This is a genomic window from Providencia sp. UF-224, assembly GCF_058245955.1.
Window position 1 is genome coordinate 122129 of record NZ_JBSICC010000004.1, and the last position, 25664, is coordinate 147792.

Annotated in this window: 29 protein-coding genes and 1 pseudogene; 15 read left to right on the top strand and 15 right to left on the bottom strand. The window is 40.6% G+C overall.

Annotation, left to right across the window (positions count from 1 at the left end):
• Positions 1–37: 37 nt before the first annotated feature.
• Complete coding sequence (locus AC4IFO_RS05905; RefSeq protein ID WP_490732613.1) at positions 38–805, bottom strand: basic amino acid ABC transporter substrate-binding protein; 768 nt, start codon at positions 803–805, stop codon at positions 38–40.
• Between the two features lie 315 nt (positions 806–1120).
• On the opposite strand from AC4IFO_RS05905, the gene AC4IFO_RS05910 reads away from it, so the two are divergent.
• From AC4IFO_RS05910 to AC4IFO_RS05935, 6 genes are all read left to right on the top strand, one after another.
• Entirely contained in the window at positions 1121–2029 is a 909-nt protein-coding gene (locus AC4IFO_RS05910) for an AEC family transporter (protein ID WP_490732615.1), read from the top strand.
• An 82-nt stretch (positions 2030–2111) separates the two neighbouring features.
• Entirely contained in the window at positions 2112–3572 is a 1461-nt protein-coding gene (locus AC4IFO_RS05915) for an AMP nucleosidase (RefSeq protein WP_490732844.1), read from the top strand.
• Positions 3553–4125 carry a GNAT family N-acetyltransferase gene (locus AC4IFO_RS05920; RefSeq protein ID WP_490732617.1) on the top strand — a complete coding sequence of 191 codons (573 nt, stop codon included), beginning with the start codon at positions 3553–3555 and terminating at the stop codon, positions 4123–4125. The genes AC4IFO_RS05915 and AC4IFO_RS05920 overlap by 20 nt, the downstream gene beginning before the upstream one ends.
• A gap of 23 nt (positions 4126–4148) precedes the next feature.
• A complete protein-coding gene (locus tag AC4IFO_RS05925) occupies positions 4149–4565 on the top strand; it encodes a helix-turn-helix domain-containing protein (protein ID WP_490732619.1) in 417 nt (138 codons plus the stop codon).
• Positions 4566–4674: 109 nt separating this feature from the next.
• Complete coding sequence (gene accA, locus AC4IFO_RS05930; RefSeq protein ID WP_490732621.1) at positions 4675–5634, top strand: acetyl-CoA carboxylase carboxyl transferase subunit alpha; 960 nt, start codon at positions 4675–4677, stop codon at positions 5632–5634.
• A 48-nt stretch (positions 5635–5682) separates the two neighbouring features.
• The gene (locus tag AC4IFO_RS05935; protein WP_490732624.1) at positions 5683–6570 is read left to right on the top strand and encodes a LysR family transcriptional regulator; all 888 of its coding nucleotides are present in this window, start codon (positions 5683–5685) and stop codon (positions 6568–6570) included.
• A 114-nt stretch (positions 6571–6684) separates the two neighbouring features.
• On the opposite strand, the gene AC4IFO_RS05940 is transcribed toward AC4IFO_RS05935, so the two are convergent.
• The 4 genes from AC4IFO_RS05940 to AC4IFO_RS05955 form a co-directional block, all read right to left on the bottom strand.
• The gene (locus AC4IFO_RS05940) at positions 6685–7152 is read right to left on the bottom strand and encodes a YehS family protein (protein ID WP_490732626.1); all 468 of its coding nucleotides are present in this window, start codon (positions 7150–7152) and stop codon (positions 6685–6687) included.
• Positions 7153–7333: 181 nt separating this feature from the next.
• A complete protein-coding gene (locus AC4IFO_RS05945; protein WP_490732628.1) occupies positions 7334–7648 on the bottom strand; it encodes an AzlD domain-containing protein in 315 nt (104 codons plus the stop codon).
• Positions 7645–8346, bottom strand: a complete 702-nt coding sequence (locus AC4IFO_RS05950) for an AzlC family ABC transporter permease (RefSeq protein WP_490732630.1) — start codon at positions 8344–8346, stop codon at positions 7645–7647. The genes AC4IFO_RS05945 and AC4IFO_RS05950 overlap by 4 nt, the downstream gene beginning before the upstream one ends.
• Positions 8347–8437: 91 nt before the next feature.
• The gene (locus AC4IFO_RS05955) at positions 8438–9259 is read right to left on the bottom strand and encodes an AraC family ligand binding domain-containing protein (RefSeq protein WP_490732632.1); all 822 of its coding nucleotides are present in this window, start codon (positions 9257–9259) and stop codon (positions 8438–8440) included.
• 503 nt (positions 9260–9762) lie between these two features.
• On the opposite strand from AC4IFO_RS05955, the gene leuE reads away from it, so the two are divergent.
• The gene (gene leuE, locus AC4IFO_RS05960; protein WP_490732634.1) at positions 9763–10404 is read left to right on the top strand and encodes a leucine efflux protein LeuE; all 642 of its coding nucleotides are present in this window, start codon (positions 9763–9765) and stop codon (positions 10402–10404) included.
• A gap of 84 nt (positions 10405–10488) precedes the next feature.
• Here leuE and AC4IFO_RS05965 read toward each other — a convergent pair whose 3' ends face one another.
• The 3 genes from AC4IFO_RS05965 to AC4IFO_RS05975 form a co-directional block, all read right to left on the bottom strand.
• On the bottom strand, positions 10489–10947 hold the full coding sequence (locus AC4IFO_RS05965) for a GNAT family N-acetyltransferase (RefSeq protein ID WP_490732636.1): 459 nt from the start codon (positions 10945–10947) through the stop codon (positions 10489–10491).
• Between the two features lie 4 nt (positions 10948–10951).
• Entirely contained in the window at positions 10952–11581 is a 630-nt protein-coding gene (locus AC4IFO_RS05970; RefSeq protein WP_490732638.1) for a GrpB family protein, read from the bottom strand.
• A 92-nt stretch (positions 11582–11673) separates the two neighbouring features.
• Positions 11674–12558 carry a DMT family transporter gene (locus tag AC4IFO_RS05975; protein WP_490732640.1) on the bottom strand — a complete coding sequence of 295 codons (885 nt, stop codon included), beginning with the start codon at positions 12556–12558 and terminating at the stop codon, positions 11674–11676.
• 94 nt (positions 12559–12652) lie between these two features.
• Here AC4IFO_RS05975 and AC4IFO_RS05980 point away from each other — a divergent pair, with 94 nt between their 5' ends.
• The 3 genes from AC4IFO_RS05980 (at position 12653) to AC4IFO_RS05990 (ending at position 14956) form a co-directional block, all read left to right on the top strand.
• Entirely contained in the window at positions 12653–13993 is a 1341-nt protein-coding gene (locus AC4IFO_RS05980) for an aminotransferase-like domain-containing protein (RefSeq protein WP_490732642.1), read from the top strand.
• Between the two features lie 76 nt (positions 13994–14069).
• Positions 14070–14456: a cytidine deaminase family protein gene (locus AC4IFO_RS05985; RefSeq protein ID WP_490732644.1), complete on the top strand. Its 387-nt coding sequence runs from the start codon at positions 14070–14072 to the stop codon at positions 14454–14456.
• Positions 14457–14479: 23 nt separating this feature from the next.
• The gene (locus tag AC4IFO_RS05990) at positions 14480–14956 is read left to right on the top strand and encodes an NUDIX hydrolase (protein ID WP_490732646.1); all 477 of its coding nucleotides are present in this window, start codon (positions 14480–14482) and stop codon (positions 14954–14956) included.
• Here the strand turns inward: AC4IFO_RS05990 and AC4IFO_RS05995 are convergent.
• Positions 14953–15568: pseudogene (locus AC4IFO_RS05995) on the bottom strand (LysE family translocator). The gene AC4IFO_RS05990 and the pseudogene AC4IFO_RS05995 sit on opposite strands and share 4 nt — an antisense overlap.
• Positions 15569–15715: 147 nt before the next feature.
• Between AC4IFO_RS05995 and AC4IFO_RS06000 the strand changes: the two are divergent.
• Together AC4IFO_RS06000 and ddlA are read left to right on the top strand one after the other, a co-directional pair.
• A complete protein-coding gene (locus AC4IFO_RS06000) occupies positions 15716–16585 on the top strand; it encodes a LysR family transcriptional regulator (protein ID WP_490732648.1) in 870 nt (289 codons plus the stop codon).
• A gap of 134 nt (positions 16586–16719) precedes the next feature.
• A complete protein-coding gene (gene ddlA, locus AC4IFO_RS06005; protein ID WP_490732650.1) occupies positions 16720–17823 on the top strand; it encodes a D-alanine--D-alanine ligase in 1104 nt (367 codons plus the stop codon).
• Positions 17824–17891: 68 nt separating this feature from the next.
• Here ddlA and AC4IFO_RS06010 read toward each other — a convergent pair whose 3' ends face one another.
• Genes AC4IFO_RS06010 through AC4IFO_RS06025 form a run of 4 tightly spaced genes read right to left on the bottom strand, consistent with a single transcriptional unit; the run spans position 17892 to position 20791 of the window.
• On the bottom strand, positions 17892–18446 hold the full coding sequence (locus AC4IFO_RS06010; RefSeq protein ID WP_490732652.1) for a P-loop NTPase family protein: 555 nt from the start codon (positions 18444–18446) through the stop codon (positions 17892–17894).
• Between the two features lie 10 nt (positions 18447–18456).
• The gene (locus AC4IFO_RS06015; RefSeq protein WP_490732654.1) at positions 18457–18930 is read right to left on the bottom strand and encodes a GNAT family N-acetyltransferase; all 474 of its coding nucleotides are present in this window, start codon (positions 18928–18930) and stop codon (positions 18457–18459) included.
• Positions 18914–19687 carry a GNAT family N-acetyltransferase gene (locus AC4IFO_RS06020; RefSeq protein WP_490732656.1) on the bottom strand — a complete coding sequence of 258 codons (774 nt, stop codon included), beginning with the start codon at positions 19685–19687 and terminating at the stop codon, positions 18914–18916. The genes AC4IFO_RS06015 and AC4IFO_RS06020 overlap by 17 nt, the downstream gene beginning before the upstream one ends.
• A gap of 3 nt (positions 19688–19690) precedes the next feature.
• Positions 19691–20791, bottom strand: a complete 1101-nt coding sequence (locus AC4IFO_RS06025) for an NAD(P)/FAD-dependent oxidoreductase (protein WP_490732658.1) — start codon at positions 20789–20791, stop codon at positions 19691–19693.
• A 132-nt stretch (positions 20792–20923) separates the two neighbouring features.
• Here AC4IFO_RS06025 and AC4IFO_RS06030 point away from each other — a divergent pair, with 132 nt between their 5' ends.
• Positions 20924–21751, top strand: a complete 828-nt coding sequence (locus AC4IFO_RS06030) for a PhzF family phenazine biosynthesis protein (RefSeq protein ID WP_490732660.1) — start codon at positions 20924–20926, stop codon at positions 21749–21751.
• A gap of 55 nt (positions 21752–21806) precedes the next feature.
• Here the strand turns inward: AC4IFO_RS06030 and AC4IFO_RS06035 are convergent, their stop codons facing one another.
• A complete protein-coding gene (locus AC4IFO_RS06035) occupies positions 21807–22967 on the bottom strand; it encodes an MFS transporter (RefSeq protein ID WP_490732662.1) in 1161 nt (386 codons plus the stop codon).
• Positions 22968–22995: 28 nt separating this feature from the next.
• On the bottom strand, positions 22996–23796 hold the full coding sequence (locus AC4IFO_RS06040) for an inositol monophosphatase family protein (protein WP_490732664.1): 801 nt from the start codon (positions 23794–23796) through the stop codon (positions 22996–22998).
• A gap of 87 nt (positions 23797–23883) precedes the next feature.
• Between AC4IFO_RS06040 and AC4IFO_RS06045 the strand changes: the two genes are divergently transcribed.
• Both AC4IFO_RS06045 and AC4IFO_RS06050 read left to right on the top strand, forming a co-directional pair.
• Positions 23884–24657: a DeoR/GlpR family DNA-binding transcription regulator gene (locus AC4IFO_RS06045; RefSeq protein WP_490732666.1), complete on the top strand. Its 774-nt coding sequence runs from the start codon at positions 23884–23886 to the stop codon at positions 24655–24657.
• A gap of 78 nt (positions 24658–24735) precedes the next feature.
• Positions 24736–25659: an alpha/beta hydrolase family protein gene (locus tag AC4IFO_RS06050; RefSeq protein ID WP_490732668.1), complete on the top strand. Its 924-nt coding sequence runs from the start codon at positions 24736–24738 to the stop codon at positions 25657–25659.
• The last annotated feature ends 5 nt before the right edge of the window (positions 25660–25664 follow it).

Below are 25664 nucleotides of genomic sequence, written 5' to 3' on the forward strand. Positions count from 1 at the left end.
AAAAAGCCATCCAAAGATGGCTTTAAACTAAATAAAACTATTGTTTTGGTAATTGAGGAACGTTCGCATCAAACCATTTTTGATAAATTTGGTTATAAGTTCCGTTTTCAACAATGGTATTTAAACCATTATTAATTTTTTGTTGTAACTCGCTATTACCTTTAGCAACGGCAATACCAAAATATTGTTTTTCAAAATGGTTGTCGTAAATTAATTTAAATTTTTTCTCTGGATGAGTTTTGATGTAGAACTTAATGACGCCTACGTCACCGACAGCAGCATCAATACCATCTTCATACAGTTCTTGTAACAGCAACGGTGTATTGTCAAAACGTTTAATGGAAGTGCTGTTTTTACCAATGACATCGGAGACGACAATATCCCCTGTGCTGGAATTAACAACACCAACGTTTAAATCTTTTAAGCTATTTAAATCGGTGACGTTGGATGATTCACTGATCACGATAGCTTGTTCCGCAGGAAAATAAGGGTTTGAAAAATCGACCATATTTTTACGTTTATCGGTGATAGTGATACCTGAAATTAAAATATCTCTATCCCCAGAGGATAGCGTGGCAAAAATACCTTCCCACGGTGTGTTGACCAGTTTTACGTCAAACCCTTCAGCATCAGCAATTGCTTTAATAATATCAATATCAAAACCTTCAAGCTGCTTTTGGCTGTTTTCAAATTCAAATGGACGGTATGTTCCACCAGCACCTACGGTATAACTGTCTTTTGCGTAAACACTCCCTGAAAAAGCTGCCAGTGTTAAACAACCAGCAAAAACAAGTTTCTTCAACATTTTAAACCTCTTTAATTATGCATTTATAGTGAATAAAAATACATAAAATTAATCATGCAAGCAAATGATATTTTGAAATTGAGGTTAGATAATCATACTTGCTGGTTTAATAGGTCAGTACCGCAACAAAATTGATGAAAGTACAAGCGGAAAAAGTGTGAATAATTTTGTTGAGGTCAATTTTTTGTTAAACCAATCATAAAATTGGAAACATATAGAGGGTAAGAGCTTTTTTTACCTATCCGCTACAAAAAATTAACGTTAGACTCGTGATCATCAATATCTAATACACTGATAAAAATAGATTAAATTTTCATGGATAAAATTTTATTGGCGCTATGGCCATTATTTGCTCTGATTGCGATGGGTTTTGTATTGCGGCGAACTTCATTATTTTCCGCTGATTTTTGGCCGGGTGCGGAGAAATTAAACTACTTTATATTATTTCCTGCATTATTAATTAATAGCTTAGCCAGTGCGCCTTTAGATAATCCAAAATTATTCTACCTTGGCAGTGCGATATTCTGCATTTTAGCGGCAAGTTCATTATTAGTGCTGCTAAGTAAATATTTATTCAAAATAACCATCCCCCGTTTTGGCGCGTATATTCAAGGTATCACTCGTTTTAATACTTATCTCGGTTTGGCGATTGTGGTGGACTTGTTCGGTAAAGAAGGGATTGCTGTTGCCGCAGTCATTATGGCGATTTTAGTACCGAGCTGTAATGTCATTGCGGTGTTAGCGTTATCTTCAGGGAAACAAGTCTCGATAAAGCAGCTATTGCTACCAATCATTAAAAATCCATTGATTATTTCATGTGTTATCGGAATTTTATTAAACATATTACCCGTTGGCCTGCCTTTTGGTTCCGATCAATTATTAAAATTATTAGCCGCAGCAAGTTTACCGTTAGGGTTGATATGTATTGGTGGAGCACTGCAAACAGCGACATTGCGCAAAGAATTTAAGCCCATTATGGTGTCTACAATTTTGCGTTTACTTGCTATGCCTCTATTAGCGGTGCTTATCGCTAAGTTGTTTTCTTTACCTAATTTAGAAACGGTATTATTAGTCATATTTTTTGCTATTCCAACTGCACCAACCGCCTATATTTTGACTCGCCAACTGAATGGCGATAGTCAATTAATGGCAGGTATTATCACATTACAAACCATTATTGCTGTGGTCACATTACCCTTGGTATTGTCATTCGTAATGCATTAATAGTGATATGTTTTGCAACTGTCACATTGATACTCTATGTTATCAGGGGATTACTTCATCTGATGAGGAGTTGTGCGTGTCTTTGGAAAAATGCCAGAAAAATGAAAATTTATCTATTGAAGATGTGTTGGATAAACTGTCGTCTTTATATTCAAATGCAATTCAATCACTAAGAGATGCGATTGCTATTTATGTTACAGAAGGGCGTATACCGAATTCAGACGAAAGGGAAAATGGGTTATTTGCCTACCCTGAACTTTGTGTCACATGGGAAGGAAAAGTTGACCATTGTGAAAAAACACGCGCTTATGCACGGTTTGTGAAGAAAGGAAATTATTCCATCACAGTAACTCAACCCGAGTTATTTCGCAGCTATTTAACGGAACAGCTTTCTATTTTACAACAGGACTATGACGTATCTTTTGCCGTTCGTCCGTCTAAAACTGAAATTCCGTACCCGTTTGTCATTGATGGCTCTGATTTAGTGCTTGATAGAAGTATGAGTAGCAGCCTTGCCGCACATTTTCCTATCACGGATTTAGCCCATATTAGTGATGATATTACGGATGGCTTATACACGATTTCCGATGAAATGCCCTTGTCGCATTTCGATGCTTTACGCGTAGACTTTTCACTTGCACGCCTTAAACATTATACCGGCACGCCACCTGAACATGTGCAACCGTATATTTTATTTACCAATTATAACCGCTATGTGGATGAGTTTGTCAGCTGGGCTTGTGAACAAATTCGTGACCCAGATAGCCGTTATATCGCATTATCCTGTGTTGGTTATAATTACCTCACAGATGAAAATGCAGATCCGCAAATTGCTATTTCTGATATGACTTGGAAAAAATTCCAAATGCCTGCATATCATCTGATTGCCCGTGATGGTGCAGGAATAACATTAGTGAATATTGGTGTTGGGCCGTCAAATGCCAAAAATATTTGTGACCATCTAGCAGTATTAAGACCGCATGCTTGGTTAATGATTGGTCACTGTGGGGGTTTAAGGGAAAGCCAAAAAATAGGTGATTACGTGCTTGCTCATGCTTATTTGCGGGATGACCATATTTTGGATGATGTATTACCGCCAGATATTCCTATTCCAAGTATCGCAGAGGTTCAGCGGGCACTTTATGATGCCACTAAGCAAGTCAGTAATATGCCCGGGGAATTGGTTAAACAGCGTTTACGTACCGGAACTGTCGTCACAACGGATGATAGGAACTGGGAGCTGCGTTTCTTTGCTACTGCAAGGCGCTTTAGTTTAAGTCGTGCGGTTGCTGTTGATATGGAAAGCGCGACCATCGCTGCACAAGGTTACCGCTTTAGAGTGCCTTATGGCACACTTTTATGTGTATCAGATAAGCCATTACATGGGGAAATTAAATTACCAGGCCAAGCCAATAGCTTTTATGAGGGGGCTATCTCAGAACACCTACAAATAGGTATTCGTGCTATTGATTTATTACGCCAAGAAGGGGATAAATTACATTCTCGGAAGTTAAGAACCTTTGATGAACCCCCATTTAGATAGCAAGGAGAGGCAATCTATGGCTTTAATACCTGAAATAGAAACAGAAAGACTGATTTTATCCAAACATCAAGTGAGTGATTTTCCTGCGCTAACCAAATTGTGGGCAACAGAATCCATGGTGCGTCATATCGGTGGCATGCCATCGACAGAAAGAGAGTCGTGGATGAGAATGTTAGCTTATGGTGGGTTATGGCCATTACTCGGTTTTGGTTATTGGGCTGTGAGGGAAAAAGCAACGGGGCAATATGTTGGTGACCTTGGATTTGCTGATTTTCACCGAATGGTTGAACCGCAAGTGAAAGGAATTCCTGAGGCCGGCTGGGTCATTGCCCCTGAGTTTCAAGGGAAAGGGTATGCAACAGAGGCAATGCAAGCGGCATTAACTTGGTTGAAATCACAAAATAAATTTCAGCAAACAATCTGTTTTATTGAACCGAGGAATTTGCCGTCATTACGTGTTGCTGAAAAGCTCGGTTATGTCATTGACCGTGAGATTTTTATGAATGGCAATATTACCGTTTTGTTAAGGCAGAAACTAAAACCGACAGAGTGATAAGGCCAACGGGTTATTATTTTATGCATGATGAATTAGATATTTCACAAGTGAGTCAACTGTCAGGCTTAGCCGCCTCAACACTTCGTTTTTACGAAGAAAAGGGGTTAATAAAACCGATTGGCAGAAAAGGCTTAAAACGTATTTATCATGGTAAAGATGTAATAACCCGTTTGTCATTGATAAGCTTAGGGCAGCAAGCTAAGTTTACACTCGATGAAATTGCGCAAATGCTCAATCACCAAGATGGTCCAAATATAGAGCGATCTAGCCTGATGGCGAAAGCAGACGAAATTGAGCACACAATCCAAAATTTATTGGCGTTAAAAGATAGCATTATTCATATTGCTAACTGCCCTGAGGAAAATCATTTCTTGTGCCCAAACTTTCAAAAAATCTTGAATAACAGCCTAAAATTAAACCGCATTAGGAATAAATAGCCTGTTAATTATCCCATATTTGATATTAATAAATCCCATTTTCAACTATAGAGTGGGATAGCGTTGGTCGTTACACTCTTAAAATTGAATGAATAATTTTAAGGTTTATATGTCTACGCATTTTTTAGCTTTTGAAAAACCCATTGTTGAACTTAATGACAAAATTGAGGCGCTGGTTGCTTTCAAGCAGCAGGGGCACCCGAGTGAAATTAAGCTCGAAGAAGAAATCAAACTGTTAGAAAAAAAATCACATTCATTAACAAAAACAATTTTTTCCTCTCTTGGTGCATGGGAAATTGTACAGTTAGCAAGGCACCCACTAAGGCCATATCCCTTAGATTATATTCCTTTAATATTTACTGCGTTTCAGGAGCTAGCAGGAGATCGTGCATTTGCTGACGACAAAGCGCTGGTGGGGGGCTTGGCACGTCTTGCAGGGCGTCCAGTTATGGTGCTAGGACAACAAAAAGGACGAACAACCAAAGAAAAGGTGATGCGTAATTTTGGCATGCCATCACCCGAGGGTTACCGCAAGGCGTTACGCTTAATGCAAATGGCGGAGCGTTTTAAATTACCTGTCATTACACTGATTGACTCAGCAGGTGCCTACCCAGGCGTGGGCGCTGAAGAACGCGGACAGGCCGAGGCTATCGCAAAGAATATATTAGAAATGTCTCGACTCAAAACGCCGATTATTTGTGTTGTTACGGGGGAAGGCTGCTCTGGTGGTGCGTTAGGGATTGGTGTTGGTGACCGAATTAATATGCTTGAATACAGCACCTACGCAGCAATTTCCCCTGAAGGCTGTGCGTCAATTTTATGGAAAGATGCTCAAAAAGCGCAAATTGCCTCTGAAGTGATGGGGATGACTGCGCCTCGATTAAAAGAGCTAGGCATTATCGATACGATTATTCCTGAGCCATTAGGAGGAGCCCACCGAAATTATCAGTTAGCGGCCGAACATTTAAAACAACAGCTGATAACAGACTTAGCTGCATTAACGCAGCTCGATACGGACGCTTTATTATCAGAGCGTTACCAAAAAATTATGGCATTTGGTTACTGCTAGTGTTATTAGTTTAGCTCAATCATGTTGAATGAAAAGGAAACAGCCAAGGTGGTTGACCTAAATTTATTAAAGGTTTTTATTGCGGTTGCAACGCAAGGTAACTTTATTAATGCGGCAAAACAGCTTTCGATGCCATCATCCAATGTGAGCCGACAAATTAAGCAATTAGAAGAACAGCTAAATTGCCGTTTAATTGAAAGAACAACAAGGCAGATGCGCTTAACGGAAGCGGGTAATATTCTCTTTGAGCAAAGCCAAAAACGAGTCAGTGAATTGGAGGATATTGTCCAACAAATTAGTCACCCTCAATCTGTAACTGGCACATTACGCCTCACAATTCCCAGTGAAGCAGGGAGTGTATTGTTCGCTAATTTAATCGCAAAATTTGCGTTATTGCACCCACAGCTCAATATCCATTGTGATACACAGCTCACCCCCCTAGATGTTATCAGCGATGAAATTGATATATTGTTGACGTTTCACCGTGGAGAGCTTAAAGACAGCAGTTATCACTCAAGGCTGGTGAAATCATGGCAAAGTGTTGTGGTTGCTTCCCCTAAGCTCCTTAATCAAGTCGAAAAGCCAGAAGCCACAGCTGATTTAGCCAAGCTACCTTGCATATCAAGTCTGAGTGCCTTACAAGGTCAGCCATGGATTTTTATTGATAAGCAAGGTAAGCAACGCAATGTGATGATAAATAGCCGATATCGGGTAAATAGTGGCATGCTTGCCCATGCAGCCGCGGTTAATGGTGTGGGTTTTGCTATTTTGTCGTTAGAGGCTTGCCAGAAACAAATTATTTCAGGGGAACTTGAAGTTATTCAGTTGGTGGATGCAAACCCTGCACCGATAGAGTTAAGAGCAATTTATGCGAGTCGCAGTGCATTATCACCGAAAGTTGAGATCTTTTTAGACTATTTATTGCAAAATACTTAGTCAAGCTAGGTATTCAATTAACAAAATGAATATGAGCAATAACAAAGTACAGATGGTTATCCGGCACTCACCATTTATCTTTTAGTCAATGCCAGAACTGAGTAAAACGAGGTATTATTTGTCACCGCGTAAGCGTGTGGTTAGGCCTTTAAGGAAATAACGCAGAAGTTGATCCCCGCATTCACGGTAGTTTTTATGCCCTGGTTTACGGAAAACCGCATTGAGTTCAGGTTTTGATACACGGAAATCCGCCAATTGGAAAATTTCAATCATATCGGTATCTTTTAATTCAAAAGCGACACGCAGTTTTTTGAGAATAATATTGTTATTGAGGCGGCTTTCGATTTCTGGCGCAGGGCGGTCTTCATCTTTACCACGGCGATGATAAATTAAGCCATTTAAAAAATGCGCCGTTACGCTGTCGTTACATTCAACATATTCAGGTTCACTGTCTTTTTTGAGCCAGCATACCATCTCTTCTTTCGTCACATCTAAATCTGCAAGTTTTACGATTTTGACCATCTGAGCATCGCTCAAATCCAACATATAGCGAACACTGCGTAAAACATAATTATTAAGCATGTTTGTGTATTATCCATCATTTATAAAATTAGTGGCGCAATTTAAAAGCCAATGGATCACTGACTTTCAATAAGAAAGGGAGCAATTGAATAGGGTTGTATTGCGACGAAGTGCACTATTATGCGGGATTAGTGGGATAAAGCAAAGCGTTGTTACCTTACTTTATCCGATGTGTAGGGCATTAGCCGATGAAATAGATTAAAGAGTAGAAAAACACGAGGGTTAAACCTACAGTAAGCAGCATGTTTTTTAATAGTGAGGCGATGACAACACAGAATAATGCTCCCCACAAATATGGGTTATCGGGAAAATCCCTAACTTCGTGATTTTCTAGTAAAATAACAGGCGCACAAATGGCAGTTAATAAGCAAGGGGCGGAATAACCTAATGCTTGGCGAACAATCAAAGGTAGTCTAATCGGTAATTGTGGGATCAGAAATATATAGCGCAGTGTAAAAACAACAGCGGTTAGCGTGATAATCAAAAGCCAGATCATTTCCCCTCCTTCAATACACGTGAAACGATGACCGAGACAAACATTCCACCGACACCTGCGATAACAATGGCACTACTGATGGAATACATGGACAAGGTGATAGCCATGACAAGAGAAAAAATAACACCACATAACGTACTGATTTTTTTTGTTAAGGGAACAACGATGGCAAGCAAAGTCGCGACTACAGAAAAATCAAGGTGTAAGCGGCTTAAGTCGCCAACAATATTCGCCATAGCAATGCCACAGAGGCTAGTGATTAGCCAAACAAGATAAAAACTAAACCCTGCACCAAATAGGTATGGGAAGCTCAAGCTTTGGCGTTTTGCTGCACTGATAGCAAACAGTTCATCGGTGAGAAGAAAGCCAATACTAAGTCGCTGAGGAGTCGTAAAACCTTTAACTTCTGGTCGTAATGTTAGACCGTACAGTAAATGCTGGGACGTAATAAAGAACACTGAAATCACAATGGTCATAAAACCAGTGCCTGAATTGAGCAGCCCGAGCGTGACTAATTGGGCTGCACCAGCAAAGACCATCGCTGACATTGCTACACTTTGCCAAAAATCTAACCCTGTCTCAACGGCCATGGAGCCTGCCAAGACTCCCCAAGGGATCACGGCAAGGTTAAGTGGGGCGGAATGAGCTGCGCCATCCATCATGGCTTTTTGCCAGCTGCGATTTTGCTTTGAATCCATATTAACTAATACCTATTTAAATCATGAGTCTGTAACGTGTCATTCATATTAAAGATATGAACTGGCAGCAGATAGAATAAAATTGCTCTTTTTAAGTAATTAGATGACGCACAAAGTTACCCGGTGTGACGCCTAATGATTGTTTAAAATGGCGTGTAAAATGGCTTTGATCAGAAAAACCACATAAATTCGAAACATCAGCAGGGGAATTGCCTGCTAATAACAGTTTTTTGGCTTTATGCAAACGAGCTTGAACCAAAAAGACATGAGGTGTTGTACCTGTTTGCAGTTTAAATTGCCTTAGAAAGTGCCATTGACTAAAGCCCGCTATTTGCGCTAATTCCGCTAAAGAATGTTCTTGCTCGCAGGTATTTATCATCAACTCGCAAATTTGTTCTATACACTGCTTTGCAGGGGTAATTTTAGTTAACTCTGTTTTAGTGCGGTTGTAGCGCAGAGTTAACCAACTTAAGGTAGAGAGCAGTAAGGTTTCTTTGAACAAGAGGTTTCCGGGTTGTAATAACAAATCGAAAAGTAACCGTAATTGGGTTGCCAGCCCCGCATCCTGTACGACAGCGACAGGAAACCAAGGTACGAGTCCTTGATTTTCAATTTTTAAATCAGTGGTAAGCTGAGAAAACATGTCAGGTGTAGGGTAAATTGCTTGATATGACCAACCATTTTCCATTGCAGACGAACCTGTGTGTATTTCATCAGCATTAACCAAAATAATATCACCTTTCGGTGCGTAGTGATTTTCACCTGTCCGAAAGAATTGTTGGGCACCATCTTCGATGACGCCAATACAGAAACCTTCGTGGCTATGACGAGAAAATTTCTGTTGGTGATATCGAGCTTTTATCATCTCAAGGCCATTTAGCTCTTGTAAATGAAAGTAGTTAGCGCTTTCCATGAGTTCCCTAAAAATGATTAAAGATAAAGTACTTTTTGTTTTAATTATCTAAAGTTTGTTAATTAAATGTGAGTTTAATATATTCATTACAATTGCTAAAAAATATCTAAGCTAAATTATTATTGTTGTTTGTTACCCTGTTTGGGGCACTAATAAGCTCTTATGTTATAACGCGAAATGAGAATCAAATCACCATCAACCTTTTTAATTTAAAACCTCCGTGTAATGCTTGTTTTTGTGTTTTTGTTAGAATATAACTCTATTAGGTGTGGTGTTTTTAGTTTGCTACTGACTTAGTGGTTTCGAGTGAATTTTAATTCTGAAATTGCAACTCAAGACAAAGCGCATCAACTGGCACCTTATAAAAAATAAGAATATAAATCCATATATTGATATATTATCTAGTGATATCTTTTATAAAAAAATAAAACCTGTATCATAATCACTATCAGGAATTAATGTGAATTTTTTGTTATAACTTTTATTGAGTTAGCGGGTTTCCTATGCTTGAAAATCTCGGTATTACAAACTTATGGACTTATCTTATCGGTGTGATTTTTATTACACTGGTACCAGGCCCTAATTCTTTATTTGTTTTAACTAGCAGTGCAAAGTATGGTGTAAAAAATGGTTATAAAGCCGCATTAGGGGTGTTTACAGGGGATGCTATATTGATTTTCCTATCCTTTCTTGGTGTTGCTTCATTAGTCAAAACATCACCAATCTTTTTTAGTGTGATTAAATACGCAGGTGCGGCTTATTTATTTTATTTAGGAATAAAAACACTGTATAGCGTGTTGCACAAAAAAGAAGGTGCACATGATGTTGATAGTATAATTTTAGAAACCAAAGGGACTTATAAAAAAGCAGTCTTTTTGAGTCTTCTAAACCCTAAAATGATTATTTTTTATGTATCGTTTTTTATACAGTTTATCGACCCTGCATACCCAAGTGCAGGTGTACCATTCTTTATTCTTGGTGTGATTTTAGAAACGTGCAGCATGATTTATTTATCATTATTGATTTTCGGCGCAGTGGCAGTGACAAACATGGTAAAACACAACAAGAAACTGTCAAAATTATCCAATAGCTGTATTGGGGCAGTGTTCTTAATGTTTGGGGCAAAATTAGCGTTAACCGCCTAAAAGAAAAAACATTCAAATATTAAATAGCCAGTGAGTTACTGGCTATTTTTTTATCTGTCTCAATGCCTAATGAACAATACCATTTTAACGCTTCATCACTGTCACTAGCTCATCATTTACTTCGCGCGGCTCCACGTCTTGCCATCCCATTTTTCGATAAAGCGCCTGCATATCTGGAGTGTATAGGTAAAGGCTTTCGTTTGTGAATTGGCGATAGTGCTGATAAAGCACCTCTATAAGCTGGCTTCCTATCTTTTTTCCTCGAGCAGATGGTACCGTTAAGACTTCCCCTAACCACCAAGTCGTTTGTTGAACATCCGGGAGTTCATGGCGAATTGTGCTGGCAGTTGCCAGTAATTGACCATCGTTGTCGATAAAACAAGAGAGAATTTGCGGCTTCTCGGCCATGCTTCGTTCAAGCAATCTTTGTTTTATCAGACCTATGTCGGCCCATGGTGTTAAATCAGCCCACTCTTGGTTCAATGCATGGCTAATTTGTTCAATTAATTGAGTATCCTGCTCAGTTACAATGACAAAACGCATGTTTTTAGCTCTCTCGTAACAGTAAATTGGGTAGTAGAGTATCTAGTTGCGTAAAAATCCGATGATAAATATCTCTAATCACCGCATTTTTGTTATCGTTATATTCTTTGATATTGCTGGCATCTACTACAGCAGCTAATTTAGCATTTGCATATTTTTCTCTATCGCAGGGGTGCTCAATTAACCAATCACGAAACAGTGAATGGCGAAAATGTTCAGGGCAATTAGGAGCAAAAATGTGTAAATTCACTTGTGGATCGCGCAATTTAAGCATGCGATGCTGATACCAAGAGGGCTCACGTACAGTAAGCTCAAAGCCAAGCTCTTCAAGGATTGGAATATAGCTTTTTTCGTCTGCTGGATCTGCCACAATCAGGTCTATATCGATAATCGGTTTGGCCGCTAAGTTAGGAACAGCTGTCGACCCTACATGGGAAATTTTAAGTGCTTTATCTTGTAGTGCTGAACAAATATGTTTTTGTTGCTGTTGATAAAGTGCAGCCCATTTCGGGTCATAAGGTACAACCTGAATTTGACTAGGAGCGGACTTTCCTTTCACCCACGGGTTTTCATTTGGGTCACCCTCACTAAAGTGCATGATTTGTTGTTTATAATCCGCTAAAGAGGAGGGCATAGTTTGTTCCTATTTAATTCATTCGTAGCGATAAATAATAAAGTAATTTCCTATCGCGATCGCGCTTTGAGTGCTTGCTTTGAACTTCAATTCTAGCGGGCGAATTTTTTTGAGGCAGCGACACAAAAAATAACCCCACAGGTTGATGCAATCATAAATGCATTAACGGTTTCATTGAGCAACCAAGCAGAAAGGAGCAAAGCAATAAATGGTTGTAATAGTTGTAATTGACCTACACCGGCAATACCCCCTTCAGCAAGACCTCGATACCAAAAAAAGAAACCGATTAGCATACTAAAGAGCGAAACATACACTAAGCCTAACCATGCTTTTGTTGGTACGTTTGAGAGGTTGTCTGGCCATAAGAACGCACACAGCAGTAGCATAATGGGTAATGAGATCACTAAAGCCCAGCAAATAACCTGCCAACTACCTAATTTTTTGGATAAAACAGCACCTTCAGCATAACCAAGCCCACATAGAAGTATCGCGGCTATCATATATAAATCGCCAACAAGTGTGCTTTTGCCACCTTGAAACAATGCGAAGCCGATTACAAATAAACTTCCTATTACAGAAAATAACCAAAACAGTTTGCGAGGCCGCTCGCGAGCTCGTAAAACAGCAAAAAATGCAGTTGCGAGGGGAAGCAATCCTATGAATACAATGGAATGCGCGGAACTGACATATTGCAAAGCAAGGGCAGACAGAAGCGGAAAACCAATCACTCCGCCAATGGCGACAATGAGCAATGGGATAAAATGTGTTTTATGCGGTATCTTTTGGCGTAAAAAAAGAAAAATAATTAATGAAAGCATACCTGCAATTACGGCACGAGCAGCGGTTAAAAAATCCGGCGAAAACCCTTCAATGGCAATTTTTGTTGCAGGTAAAGAACCACTAAAGATGACAACACCAATAAAGCCATTGACCCACCCTCGTGTTGTATTAGGCAGTGTTGTAATTGTTTGTTCCATAGGTTTCCTTAAAATTGATAAATAAGCGCCTTGAGTAAGAGAAAATTAATGTAGATAATCATGACAATCAAAAAATTGTCATAGGTACAATTTCATGTCACAGCCTCGTTACCAAAAGTACGTTGATAAAATTGCTGAAAAAATAATCAGCAGTGAGCTAAAACCTGGTACTCGCTTAGCGCCACATAGAATCTTTGCCAAGCAAGAGGGGATTTCATTAGTCACGGCATCTCGGGTTTACCGTGAGCTGATTGATAAAGGTTTAGTGAGCGGGGAAACGGGGCGAGGGACGTTTGTTCGAGACATTCAATTATTACCCACATTAAGCATTCAACATGATGTTGTGCCGGAAATGTTAGATTTAAATTTCAGTTACCCCATCGCTAAGGAACAAACAAAAATACTGCGAGAGTCATTAAGGGAATTGGCGGTTGGGGGGGATTTAGAGGGAATTCTCTATTACCAGCAGCATACGGGTAGGCATCATGAGCGGGTAATAGCCGCTAACTATTTAATGCAACAAGGGTTTAGTAATGTATCACCTGAAACACTCACTTTTGTAAGCGGAGCGCAGCATGGTTTAGCAACGATTGTTTTAGGTATGTTTAGTCCGGGGGATATTGTGGCGGTAGATGCCTTAACCTATCCAGGGTTTAAAGCATTAGCCAAACTGTATCACATTGATCTAGTGGCTATTCCAGCATTAAATGACGGGCCCGATCTAAACGCGTTAGATTTACTTTGCCAGAATCGAAAAGTTCGCGCGTATTACACCATGCCGACTCTGCATAACCCGCTGGGCTGGGTCATGCCACTATCCTCGCGAAAAATATTGTCGGGCATGGCGAAAAAACATGATTTTTTGCTAATTGAAGATGGTTCGTATGCATTTTTACACCGACCTGTCATTACTCCGTTGGCCATGTTAGCCCCAGAAAGAACCTTTTACATTGCGGGTTTCTCCAAAAATGTGGCGACAGGGTTACGAGTAGGAATTGTTTTATCACCTAAGCAATATATTGATAATATTGAGAAAATAATACGTATAACCACATGGAATACACCAGCATTAACAACTGCAATTATTTGTGATTGGCTAGTGAAAGGCGAAGTGGCAAAAATAGAACGCAATAAACGTCAAGACGCAAAAAATAGGCAAAAAATAGTCAGGCAGATTTTTGGTGACTTTCCTTACATAGCACATCCAAATAGCTATTTTATTTGGGTTCCATTACCTGAAGGTTTACGTTCTGAAGCGGTTGTTAGTCAGCTCAGTAAACATAATGTTGCAGTCAGCAGCGCTGGGTCTTATTCCACTTCAATTGCTGTTCCCCAAGCGATACGTGTTGCGGTAAGTACGGTTCCATATGAGGACCTCGCGGCGGCGTTAGAAACCATAAAATCAGTCATATTGTATATGATAGATTTAGAGTAGAGCACAATAATATTAATAGTTTTTATTATGTTAGCGTTTAATTAAGGTATTCAATTAGCATGAAGAGAGGGTAATTATGTTAAAACATCTCGTTGATATTGCGAAACAATATGCAAAGCCAGCGACATTTAATGGATACGTAGAGAGCGGGCATGTTGCTGCAGCGTTAGAAACAGATGACGGCAAAATTTATAGCGGTGTGAGTATCGATTCCGCATGCTCGTTGGGGTTTTGTGCAGAGCACGCGGCGGTTGCTGACATGCTAAAAGAAGGGCGTTCAGTCATCAAGGCGATTGTCGCTGTTGATGCATCGGGTTGCATTGTACCGCCTTGTGGGCGTTGTCGTGAGCTATTGAGCCAGTTATCAGAGCAAAATAAAAAAACGCTCGTTGGTGTAGATGAGAATACCCAAGTGACACTTGCTGAGCTGATGCCATATGACTGGAAAGCATCGCGTTGTTAAATATTGAAAAGAGTTATTATTGTATGAGTCATGAGATAAAACACTTTACGGCTACCGCAATGATCCGTAATGAAAAAGGTGAGTTTCTGCTCCATGAACATCCCAAACTGGGTTTCTGGTTACCACCGGGTGGGCATATTGAAGAAAATGAAGAACCCCAAGAGGCGTTATACCGTGAGGTACTAGAGGAAACTGGGTTATCTTGCAAAATTCTTAGCTGTGGTTACCCCTTTAAGACCTTAGTTGCCAATTCATCTCATACTCAATCATTACCATTGCCCATGGCTATCCTCAAAGAATTCATTGCGGATAAGAAAAAAGGCGACCATTGGCATATTGATATGGTGTATTTATGCGAATTAACGGCACCAGAACAGCCACCTTTTTCGCCATTTAGTTGGGTGTCTTTTCAACAATTAACTGACTTAAATATTCCAAAAGATGTGATTGAATTGGCTCAAATGGTAAATGAATATTATCAGGTCATTGATAAGGTCTAATTCACATTAAAGAATAATAGGGATAGCCCCAATATTATGAGTAATGCTCCGATAATTTTATCCATTACGGCTTGATAACTCAGTACCTTATTGCGTACTGAGGGGGAGGCGAAAAATAACGCGATTAAGCTAAACCAAATTAAGTGCACCAATGAGATAAACACCCCATAGCCAAGGTTGAGCCAAGTTGAATTTCCAGCTTGAATAACTTGGCTGTAGACAGAAACGACGAAAAACATCGTTTTTGGGTTAAGCGCATTGGTTAAAAAGCCTATTTTGAATGCGTTAAAATGTGAAATTGGCTGCGAAGTTGTGCTATCAGTGCCTATTTTTAGTTTTATTAATAAATGACTTAATACCGATATAAACCAAATAAAAAACGCCCATTAACTTAACCGCTAAAAATAATGTACTTGAGCTCATAATTATTAGCGTGATACCAAAAATGGTGTAGAACACATGCACTTGGACGCCAATTGCAATGCCTAATGCGCATAATAAACCCGTTTTTATGCCATAGGTGTAGCTTTGCCGAGTCACCATCGCAAAGTCAGGCCCTGGGCTAATTACGGCAAGGATTGTAATCGTTGCTACCGCAAGAATTTCATTCATTTAAGCATCCTAAAGAGTTATAAAAACTGACAGTAATGGCTATGGTTATGATTATTCTGAACTATTTAATATTTTTATTATCAATAGATTGCATGAAGTTAAAAAGCGATTTATTCTGACTTAAACCTGTTACTTTTCGTTACCTATATGAAACTACCTCCGTTATCGACATTACGCTTCTTTGATATCGCAGCTAAAGCAGGCAGCTTTGTTAAAGCCGCACAAGAATTGAACGTCACGCACAGCGCAATCAGCCGGCAAATTCGCCTATTGGAAGAGCACCTTGGCGTGGAATTGTTTGAGCGGCGAAATCGTGCCGTTTTTTTAACACCAGAAGGCCAACTGCTTCTACAGACGACCCGTGGGATGTTTGAGCAGTTAAGCGAAGTGGTTGAGCAGATAAAAACAAACGCAGCACCCGATGTGGTGAGCTTGTCTTGTGAGCCAACGATTGCCATGAAGTGGTTAATCCCGCGTTTAACCGACTTTTATCAACGATATCCCCACATTACGGTTCATCTTGTTGCGGCTGGAGGTGTCATTGATTTTGCGAAGACACACGTTGATCTCGCACTAAGGCGTAATGATTTTTCATGGGGCGGGCAAATACATGCCATGAAGGTATGTTCAGAGCAAATGGGGGCAGTATCACTGCGTTCAGGTGGTTCGATGATGCTACCACTATTGGTAAGTGTATCGCGTCCTGATGCATGGAAAACATGGCAGCAGAAAAGCGGGGTGGATTTAACAGGCTGCAAATATGTGACTTATGAACACTTCTATTTATGTATTCAAGCGGCATTGGCGGGGCAAGGTACAGCGTTAGCATCATTTCTTATGGTAATCGATGAAATTCAATCTGGGCAGCTTCAGCCCTCGGGGGGCTTTATTCCCGATGGTTCAGCGTATTATTTACTTTCGCCAAAGCCCCTCGAAACACACCGTGCAGCCGCAATTTTTGCAGATTGGCTGATTGAGCAAATCAATATCAGTATTGATTACATTAATAACAGATAGGGTTTTCATCAAAAATCTAATGATTGTTCATTAATACAGCGAACTTCACTGTAATATAAAGATTTTATGACATAACTTTCTCCGTGCGTGCTATATTTCTCTGCTAGGTATGGTGTCTTACGTTGGAGCAGATAATGAGCAAAGTACGGGTAGGTGTAATTTTTGGTGGGAAATCGACAGAGCATGAAGTTTCTCTGCAATCAGCTAAAAATATTATAAATGGCCTCGATAGGCATAAGTTTGATGTATGCCTTTTCGGTATCAATAAAGAAGGTCAATGGCACGAATATAATGAAGCCGATTTTCTGATACATGGGGACGACCCATCTCGCATTGCACTCAATACACCCAAACGTAGTATTGCACTTGTTCCGGGAAGAACCCACGAACAATTTATCTCCCTAGAAGATGCAAAACCATTGCCACAAATTGATGTTATTTTCCCTATTGTTCACGGTAACTTAGGTGAGGATGGCTCATTACAAGGTTTATTGCGTATGGCGAATTTACCGTTTGTGGGTCCGGGAGTGTTAGGTTCGTCGGCCTGTATGGATAAAGACGTAACTAAACGATTACTTAGAGATGCAGGCTTAAATATTGCCCCATTTATTACCGTACTCAAGAATCAACGTGCGACAACAGAATATGAAGCAACAGTCGCTCTCCTAGGCTTACCACTGTTTATTAAACCTGCTAACCAAGGCTCGTCGGTTGGGATCAGCAAAGTTAATAATGCATCAGAATTTGAAGCTGCATTAGACTTTGCTTTCTTATTCGATACTAAAGTTCTGATTGAAAGCGCAGTAAAAGGGCGTGAGATTGAGTGTGCGGTATTGGGTAACGACGAGCCGCTTGCCAGCCCTTGTGGTGAAATCGTTCTGCACGATAGCTTTTATGCATACCACACCAAGTATATTGATGAAAATGGTGCTTCTGTTGTGGCACCAGCACAGTTAGATGAAGCGGTAAGTGACAAGATCCGTGAGATAGCATTATCTGCATACCGTGCATTAAATTGTAGCGGTATGTCCCGTGTTGATGTCTTTCTAACAGAAAATAATGATGTAGTTATTAACGAAATCAATACATTGCCTGGTTTCACGAATATCAGTATGTATCCAAAACTGTGGCAACAAGGCGGTATGACATACCAACAGCTAATCAGCCGCTTAATTGAATTAGGGATTGAAAAATACCAACAAACCGCCATGCTGAAAACGGCATGTGATGAAATTTAGTGACTAAGCCATTGTATCTCGGTAGCCTTTATGGCTACTGAGATTATCTTTCACCACCATAAATAAACTTATCCTTTAGCCGCAACCTGCGCTTTCATCTGCTGTAAAAATAAATGCATTTCTTTTGGTGATGTAAGTCGAACGAATTGAATATGGCGTAAGTTGATATTTGCCATATGTTTTAGGTTTCTTTCCTTATTTGGATAGTAAGTCTTCAGTAACCACAAAATAATCGAATTACGACTGAAAAAGGAATTTTTCCAGCTTTCTTTATTACCCGTATTTTCCCACAGCTCTTGCCCTGAACGAATGCGAGACACCGTACGCACAACAGATTGGTATAAGGTTCGAGGCAACGAATAATCCAACCAAATAACCATATCGACATCTTTCCATTTGATGGGTTGTGTCCGCGTGTAGTTTCCATCAAGCACCCACCCAGATACAGCATCAGTTAATGCTGTATTGAGCTTTTGGTTAAGCGCCTCATCAGTAGAACCTTGCCAATTTGCTAGCCAATATAGGCTATCCAACTCAATAGCTGGTACGTTTAGCAGTAATGCAAGTCGCCGACAGAGTGTGCTTTTACCACTGCCGCTGGTACCAATAATATTAATTTTCATATGCTAACTGTCAGATATATTTGTGATAAATACGCAGAGATGGTCGACTTAATGGCGCTGATAATTGCCACCCACAGCGGATGAGTAAACTATCCGCCACGGTAGTCGCACAGAAAATATGGGGGTATTGCCGTTTATCAATAATCAACTCAAGTTGTTCAAATAAATATTGTCCAAGACCTTGATTGCGTTTCTCAGGAATAACAAAAGCGGCACCAACCCATGGGAATGCGGGATTATTTGGTAAAAAACGTTCACTTTTCAGCGCAATAAAACCACAGGGTTGATTGTTTTCAAAGGCGACGATCCCCATACCAACCCCTGCGCGCTGGCGATATGCAGCAATATCTTGCCAAACATCGCCATTACCTGAATAGCCATAGTGAGAAGGCCACTCCTGCAGGAACCATTGTGCAATTAATGGTTCCAATTCAGGGATATCGTGCAAATAACGCCAGTGACGTAAATTATTTACACCAGACATAATTGATATAGCGGAATAAGGGTTCAAAACCAAATTTTTTGTATAAATCAAACCCAGCTTCAGATGCATCTAAGAAACAGTGCTCGACACCTTGCTGGCGGCAAAATGCTAGCGCATAATCAATGAGTTGCGAAGCATAGCCATGACCTTGGTGACGAGGTTCGGTACCAATATCATCAAAACGCGCAAGGGTTCCTTCAATTGTGACTGTCATGGAGGTTGCGGGTTCACCATTGACGAGTAACACAAGGTGAAACTGGGGAGCGCCTTGCTGTAGTGCATCTTCATGATAACGCACATATTCCTGGATAACCTGATCGTGTTCTTCAGACAGGTAGAATGCAGAAACCAGTGGCTTTGCCCACAATGACAAATCATGGTTGGCTAAAACAATATCCACTTGGTTATCAGGTAGTGCAACTTCATTTTGCTTCGCTAAAGTTAACGCCATAGCAGTCGTGACACTGTCACGTTTATACCCTAATGATTCAGCTTCATTAACCACCTGAGGGAGCATTTCTTCAGGGATCACTAACGTATGATTTTTCTTCTGCGAAACAAACAGGTTGTGAGCCTGCATAAATGCGTGGCTAGTAGAGTCAGGTTGCAAATAGATGAAGTTAAACGCCGGCGAGTTAAGTGGCGTTAAATAACAAATTGTATGTTGTGCAATCTGGATACTATGTTCACAAATAGATGTCCAAAACGTTTTTTCAATCGATTGATAATGTCTTAAATAGTACAACGGAATATTCATTTGTCAGTTACCTGATGCAAAACGAGTTAATCGATATGGGCTAAGTGTAGCTTGTTCTATTCCATGCAAAATTTCATCTTGAGCCAATTGGCATATCAACGGCGCTAGTGTAATCGCAGCGTGCATACTGATAATATATAAACCTTCGAAATCAGCAACTTTTCCGACAATTGGCATCTCATCTTTAGGCATAGGTCTCATTCCGATGAAAGCTTTTTCAAGATTTAACGTATCACTACCTATAAATGAATTTTTGATAACGGTAAGGGCGTTTTGTGCGATACAGTCTGCACTGTGTTCCGGTTTATCACTAATGTAATCTTCAGCACACAGTATTTTGCTTGCAGAAACAGGGCGTAGTTCCATTTCTGGGGTTGATATGATGTGTTGCACCAATTGTTCGCCATTTGGAGCATTAATGTGCACAATAATGGACGGTGAAGCGCTAACTGGGAGCTCGACACCAACTGAACCGATGAGTGTGGTGGCATCAACGCCAGCGGTAATCACTGTTTGATCGGCTAAAAATGTGCCGTGATTGGATATGACACCTAAAATTCGGCGACCTTCTTGGATGAGGGAAAGCACTTCGTGTTCGGGTAAGTAGGTAACGCCTTGCTCAATAGCCAGTTTCAGCAGCGTTTGTGTACCGTAAACAGGATCTATACTTCCCTCATCAGGGCAAAAAGCAGCAAGGGTTGGGAGCGACCGCAAATTTGGCTCCATTTCCTGTAATGCATCTTTATCTAACGCCTTGACATTAAAATTATTTTTCTGATGGTCATCAATAAATGATGCTGTCGCTGCTTCGCTATCTTGCCAACTAATTGCACCAGACCATTGGATATTTAACTGGCCTTGCGTGTATTCGTCGAGAGAACGCCATTCGGCGAGTGCTTGCTTACGAAGCAGGCTATACGCATCAGGGCGGCCGTAAGATACGTTTAGCCAAGCAAATGCGTGTTGGGTAACACCTTGGCCAGCATGGTTTTTGTCTAATAAAATAACGCGTTGATTTGTATGCTTGGATAAATACCACGCAAGAGTGGTGCCAACAAAACCTGCGCCCACGATAATAATCGTTTTTTTCGTTGTCAAATCCATGGGTTACCTGTCTAAGAATATCAATTACAATGACTATCTTAATGTGTTATGACATTTATATACACAAACATTATTGGTTAGCGCATTATTATTCCTATAGTAAATATATGAAGTCACAATTTAGAGGGAAAAATGAAGTATATTTTTGAGCAAGTGAATGTTTTTTCAGCAACAAAATTAGATGGCAACCCACTGGCTGTTGTCGTAGGGGCTGATAACCTGACGGATGCTCAAATGAGTAAATTCGCAAAATGGACCAATTTAAGCGAAACCGTTTTTCTACTACAGCCAACAACACCAGAAGCAGACTACCGAGTGCGAATTTTTACGGTGGAAGGTGAGTTACCTTTTGCAGGACACCCAACTTTGGGAAGTTGTTTTGTGTGGCAACAAACTTACGGGCAGCAGCAGAAAACATCGATAGTTCAAGAGTGTAAAGCAGGGTTAATTTCGCTTAAAAAGGTGAGTGACCGATTGGCATTTAAGGCGCCACCGCTTATTCGTAGTGGTGAAATTGAGCAAAGTGACAAACTAAAGGTGTTTAAAGGACTGGGTATTACGGAAAACGATGTTGTAGACAGTAATTGGGTCGCAAATGGCCCTAATTGGATGGGGATCCAGCTCAAATCGGTCGATAAATTATTGAGTATTAAACCCGACTATTTTCAACTTAAGGGCTATGATATTGGCCTGTGCGCAATTTATCCTGAGGGTAAAGATAAGCAGCTCGAAGTAAGGGTTTTTTGTGGCACAAGTGCAGTAGAAGACCCTGTGACAGGGAGCTTTAACGCAGGTGCAGCGCAGTGGTTGATCCCTCAAGGGAAGTTGCCAAAGCAATACATTGTTGGCCAAGGGCAGTGTGTATATGGCGAAGGGCGAGTGTATGTGAGTGCGGATGATGAGGGTATTTGGATTGCAGGAGATGTGATCAACTGCATTAGTGGGACTATTGAATTATAGCTATTCGATAATCATAAGGTTGCTAATAAAATGCAACCTTATGATGTTGATGAAATTAAACGCGAATAAAACGGGTAACGAATGCAATAAACACTAATAATACGGAAATCATTAAAAGTGCAGTCGCTAACGTTAATTGGAAAGCCACAAAGCCAATGACCGCAGGTCCCGCTAAGATCCCTAAGTAACCCAATGTTGAAATCGCAGGCACAGCCAAGGCTTCTGGCATTGTGTTCTGTTTGCCAACCGCAGAAAACATCACGGGAACGATATTCGATGAACCCGCACCCACTAATGCGAAACCAACAATGGCAAGGACTAGAGAAGGGGAAAGAACCGCGATGACAAAACCAAGGCAAGCCAGCAACGCGCCTAAAAAGACCACGCGAGCAGAGCCTACTCGCATCACAATTTTATCGCCTAATAATCGGCCAATGGTCATTGTTGTCGCGAAAGCCGCAAAGCCAAGACCACCTAGCGTTTCTTTGAGACCGTGGTGCTCGATTAAGAATACGGCACCCCAATCCAGCACGGCGCCTTCCGCTAGGAACACCGCAAAACAGACAATACCAATCACCAAAACAATCCCTTTGGGAATGGCAATCAGTGGGCCTGTTGGGGCATTTGCATAAGTAATTAAACCGTTATAGCAGATGGCTAATAAAACTAACGCAATAACGGACACAAAAATAGACGCTAAAGTGGCTGATACCCCTAAGAGCAGAACTAAGCTCATGGTGCCAGCACCGGCAATTCCCCCCACACTGTAGAACCCGTGAAAGCCTGACATAATGGGTTTGTCCGAGGACTTTTCGACAATCACGGCTTGCACATTCATTGCACAGTCAGTCAGACCAATAAAAATACCGAACAACAATAAGCCTGCAATCAAAAAACTGATGCTAGAAAGTGACGATAAAACAGGGAAAAGCAAGCAAAAACCAATGGTTGCAATAACCATCAAGCGACGACAACCATACTTGGCGGCTAACGCACCTGTCACTGGCATGGCTACAAGCGCACCACCACCAAAGCAAAGTAGTAACATACCAAGTGTTGCATCATTCGCCCCTGTATTGACTTTGACATAGGGAACGATAGCAGCCCAAGCTGCGGTAACAAAACCAGCAATAAAAAAGATAATGCGCGTAGATACTTGCTCCCTTTTTGCAGGCGCTAAGTGAATATTCGCATTGAGTTGTTGAGTAGATTGCATTTTTTATAATACTTTTTTAAATGATAAATTAACTACCTGAATTTAAGATAGCCAGAACGCGCTCATGAAGGATTGGGCAACCCGTTGCGACGACAGCTCCACCTGATTCTGCGCGCCTTCCTTCAAGTGTGGTGACCATTCCACCCGCTTGCTCTATAATAGGGATTAATGGAACAATATCATAAGGTTCCAGTGCGAATTCGACACAAATATCAATTCTTCCTGCTGCGAGCATGGCCATTCCATAACATTCTCCCCCATAACGCGTCATTAAAACACGTTCATCAAGTGCCTTAAAGTGAATATCAGGCCGAGCGGATATTGGCTCTGGAGATGTCGTATGTAATATAGCATGTTCTAATTTAACGTTTTTTCGAGTGGCTAAACGAAAATGCCCATGTGGACTACTCGTCCAACTGCCATGTTGATCTGCCCAAAAGCGTTCCCCAATAAAAGGTTGGCTCATGATACCCATCACCGCTTTTCCGTGTTCCGTTAGGCCAATTAAGTTAGCCCAAAGGGGGATGCCGCAGAGAAAAGGGCGAGTGCCATCTATCGGGTCGAGCACCCACTGAATATCGCCTTCCCCCGTAATGCCATACTCTTCACCCATAATAGAGTGAGTTGGATAGGTTTGGGTGATGTGTTCGCGCATTGCTTTCTCAGCCAGCTTGTCTGCTTGCGTGACGGGGTCAAAACGATAATTAGCCTTTGGCTTGTTTTCAACCACACTGAGCTCATTAGTGCGGTAATAATCGAGAGAGATTTTCCCCGCAATATTTGCGAGTTCATGTAAAAAGAAGCTGTCAGGTAGGGGTAAGTTGTTCATATCTTCTTCCTTATTACGTTATAACGAGGGTATTGACATAATATTGTGCTCGATTATGATCATTTAAAAATAATCATGAGGTACTATATGCTCGATTATGCCGCTTTTCCAGAGCAAAGACAAAATAAAATTCGCCAATTGCTACGTGAGCAAGGGCGAGTGATTTGCACTATTCTTGCCCGTGACATGCAGGTTTCTGAACATACAATTCGTAGGGATTTAAATGAATTAGCACAAGAGGGCATCTGCCGTCGAGTTCATGGCGGGGCAGTGAGTATGTTAGATGAGCTTGGCTCGTTCGAGCAAAGAATCGAGCAGAATCAAGCGGAAAAAATCAAAATCGCACAGGCCTGTAGTTTATTAATTAAACAAGGTGCATGTGTGTTTATTGATACAGGTTCGACGAATTTAGAAATTGCTCGCAATTTACCTGCACATATTGCGTTTACGGTGGTGACAAATTCCCCTTCCATTGCGCTTGAATCCATGAAGAGGCCTCTTTGCGAAGTGATTTTAATTGGTGGAAAGTTGAATCGTGAAATTGGAGCCAGTATTGATACGTCCGCTGCTAATCAAATTAACCATATTCATTTTGACCAATGTTTTATTGGTGGCTGCGCCTTAGATCCGCAAATGGGCGTGACTATCTTTGATTATGAAGAGGCGGAGTTTAAAAAAGTGCTTATTCAGCGCAGTAACCAAGTCATTATGGGGGTTACCGCAGATAAGCTACCGGGTGTTGCCCGTTACACAATTGCAAGCTGCGATCAAATATCTATTTTGGTGATGGATAAAAATTTGAATCCAAATATCGTTGAATTATTTGCAGATACTTCGCTAAAAATAGTGATGGCCAGCTAGCCAATGAAGCATTATACGCACCAACTTAATCACCTTGTTTAATATAATGACGAATAAAAATAACCCATGGCTTTCCCTATGACAATTAAACTGACTTCACTTTTAATTTCTTTATGTTCATTTGGTGTACTCGCTGAATCTACCCCATATAAAAAACAAACTCTGCTCAATGATGGTAAAGAAATTGATTATTATGTCATTCAAAAAGGTGACAAAAAATCGCAGGATTTGCTGGTCTTATTACAGGGCTCAGATTGCAAAAGTGTGGTCAATAACCCTAACATGGTGAAAAACTTTGGGGCTGTTTTTCCCAATAACGATATTTTGTTGGTTGAAAAAACAGGGATAAATAGCGAAGTCGGCGCAGATGGTGAAGAAGCGTCAGAGGAAGAATGCCCTGTGGCGTATATGTCACAAGATTCCCCAATTGAGCGAGCTGATAATTATGCTGCGGTTTTAAAACAACTCAAAAAAGATTACCAACATATTGTCTTATTAGGCGGCAGTGAAGGGGCATTAGTCACCCATTTAATTGCGGGCAAAGGTGATTTTATTTCTGCATCTATTGCGTTGAATGTGGGGGGGCAATATTTTATTGATGATGTACTTTATAGCATCAAAAATAATACCCCAACTGACGAAGTCGCTAATTCATTAGAGGGCTTTAATCAATTTGCACAAGTCGCGAAACAAAAACAATTAAATAATGACCAGTTTATCAGCGGACATGGGCCACGTTGGTGGTATGAAATGCTGACGATTGATAACTTGAAGTTGGTGCAGGCAATTAAAACGCCACATTTGGTTATTCAAACGATGGCTGATACGAATGTTGATGCTTACAGTACAGAAAGAATGATGAGCCAAGCGAATAACCCATCAGTGAGTTTTAAAAAATATGAAAATCTGGATCATTTCTTTAAAGATAATCAAGGGAAAATGCACACTGAGATGATTGTGAAAGATATTCAAAACTGGTACAGCAATGCGGAATTAAAATAGATAAC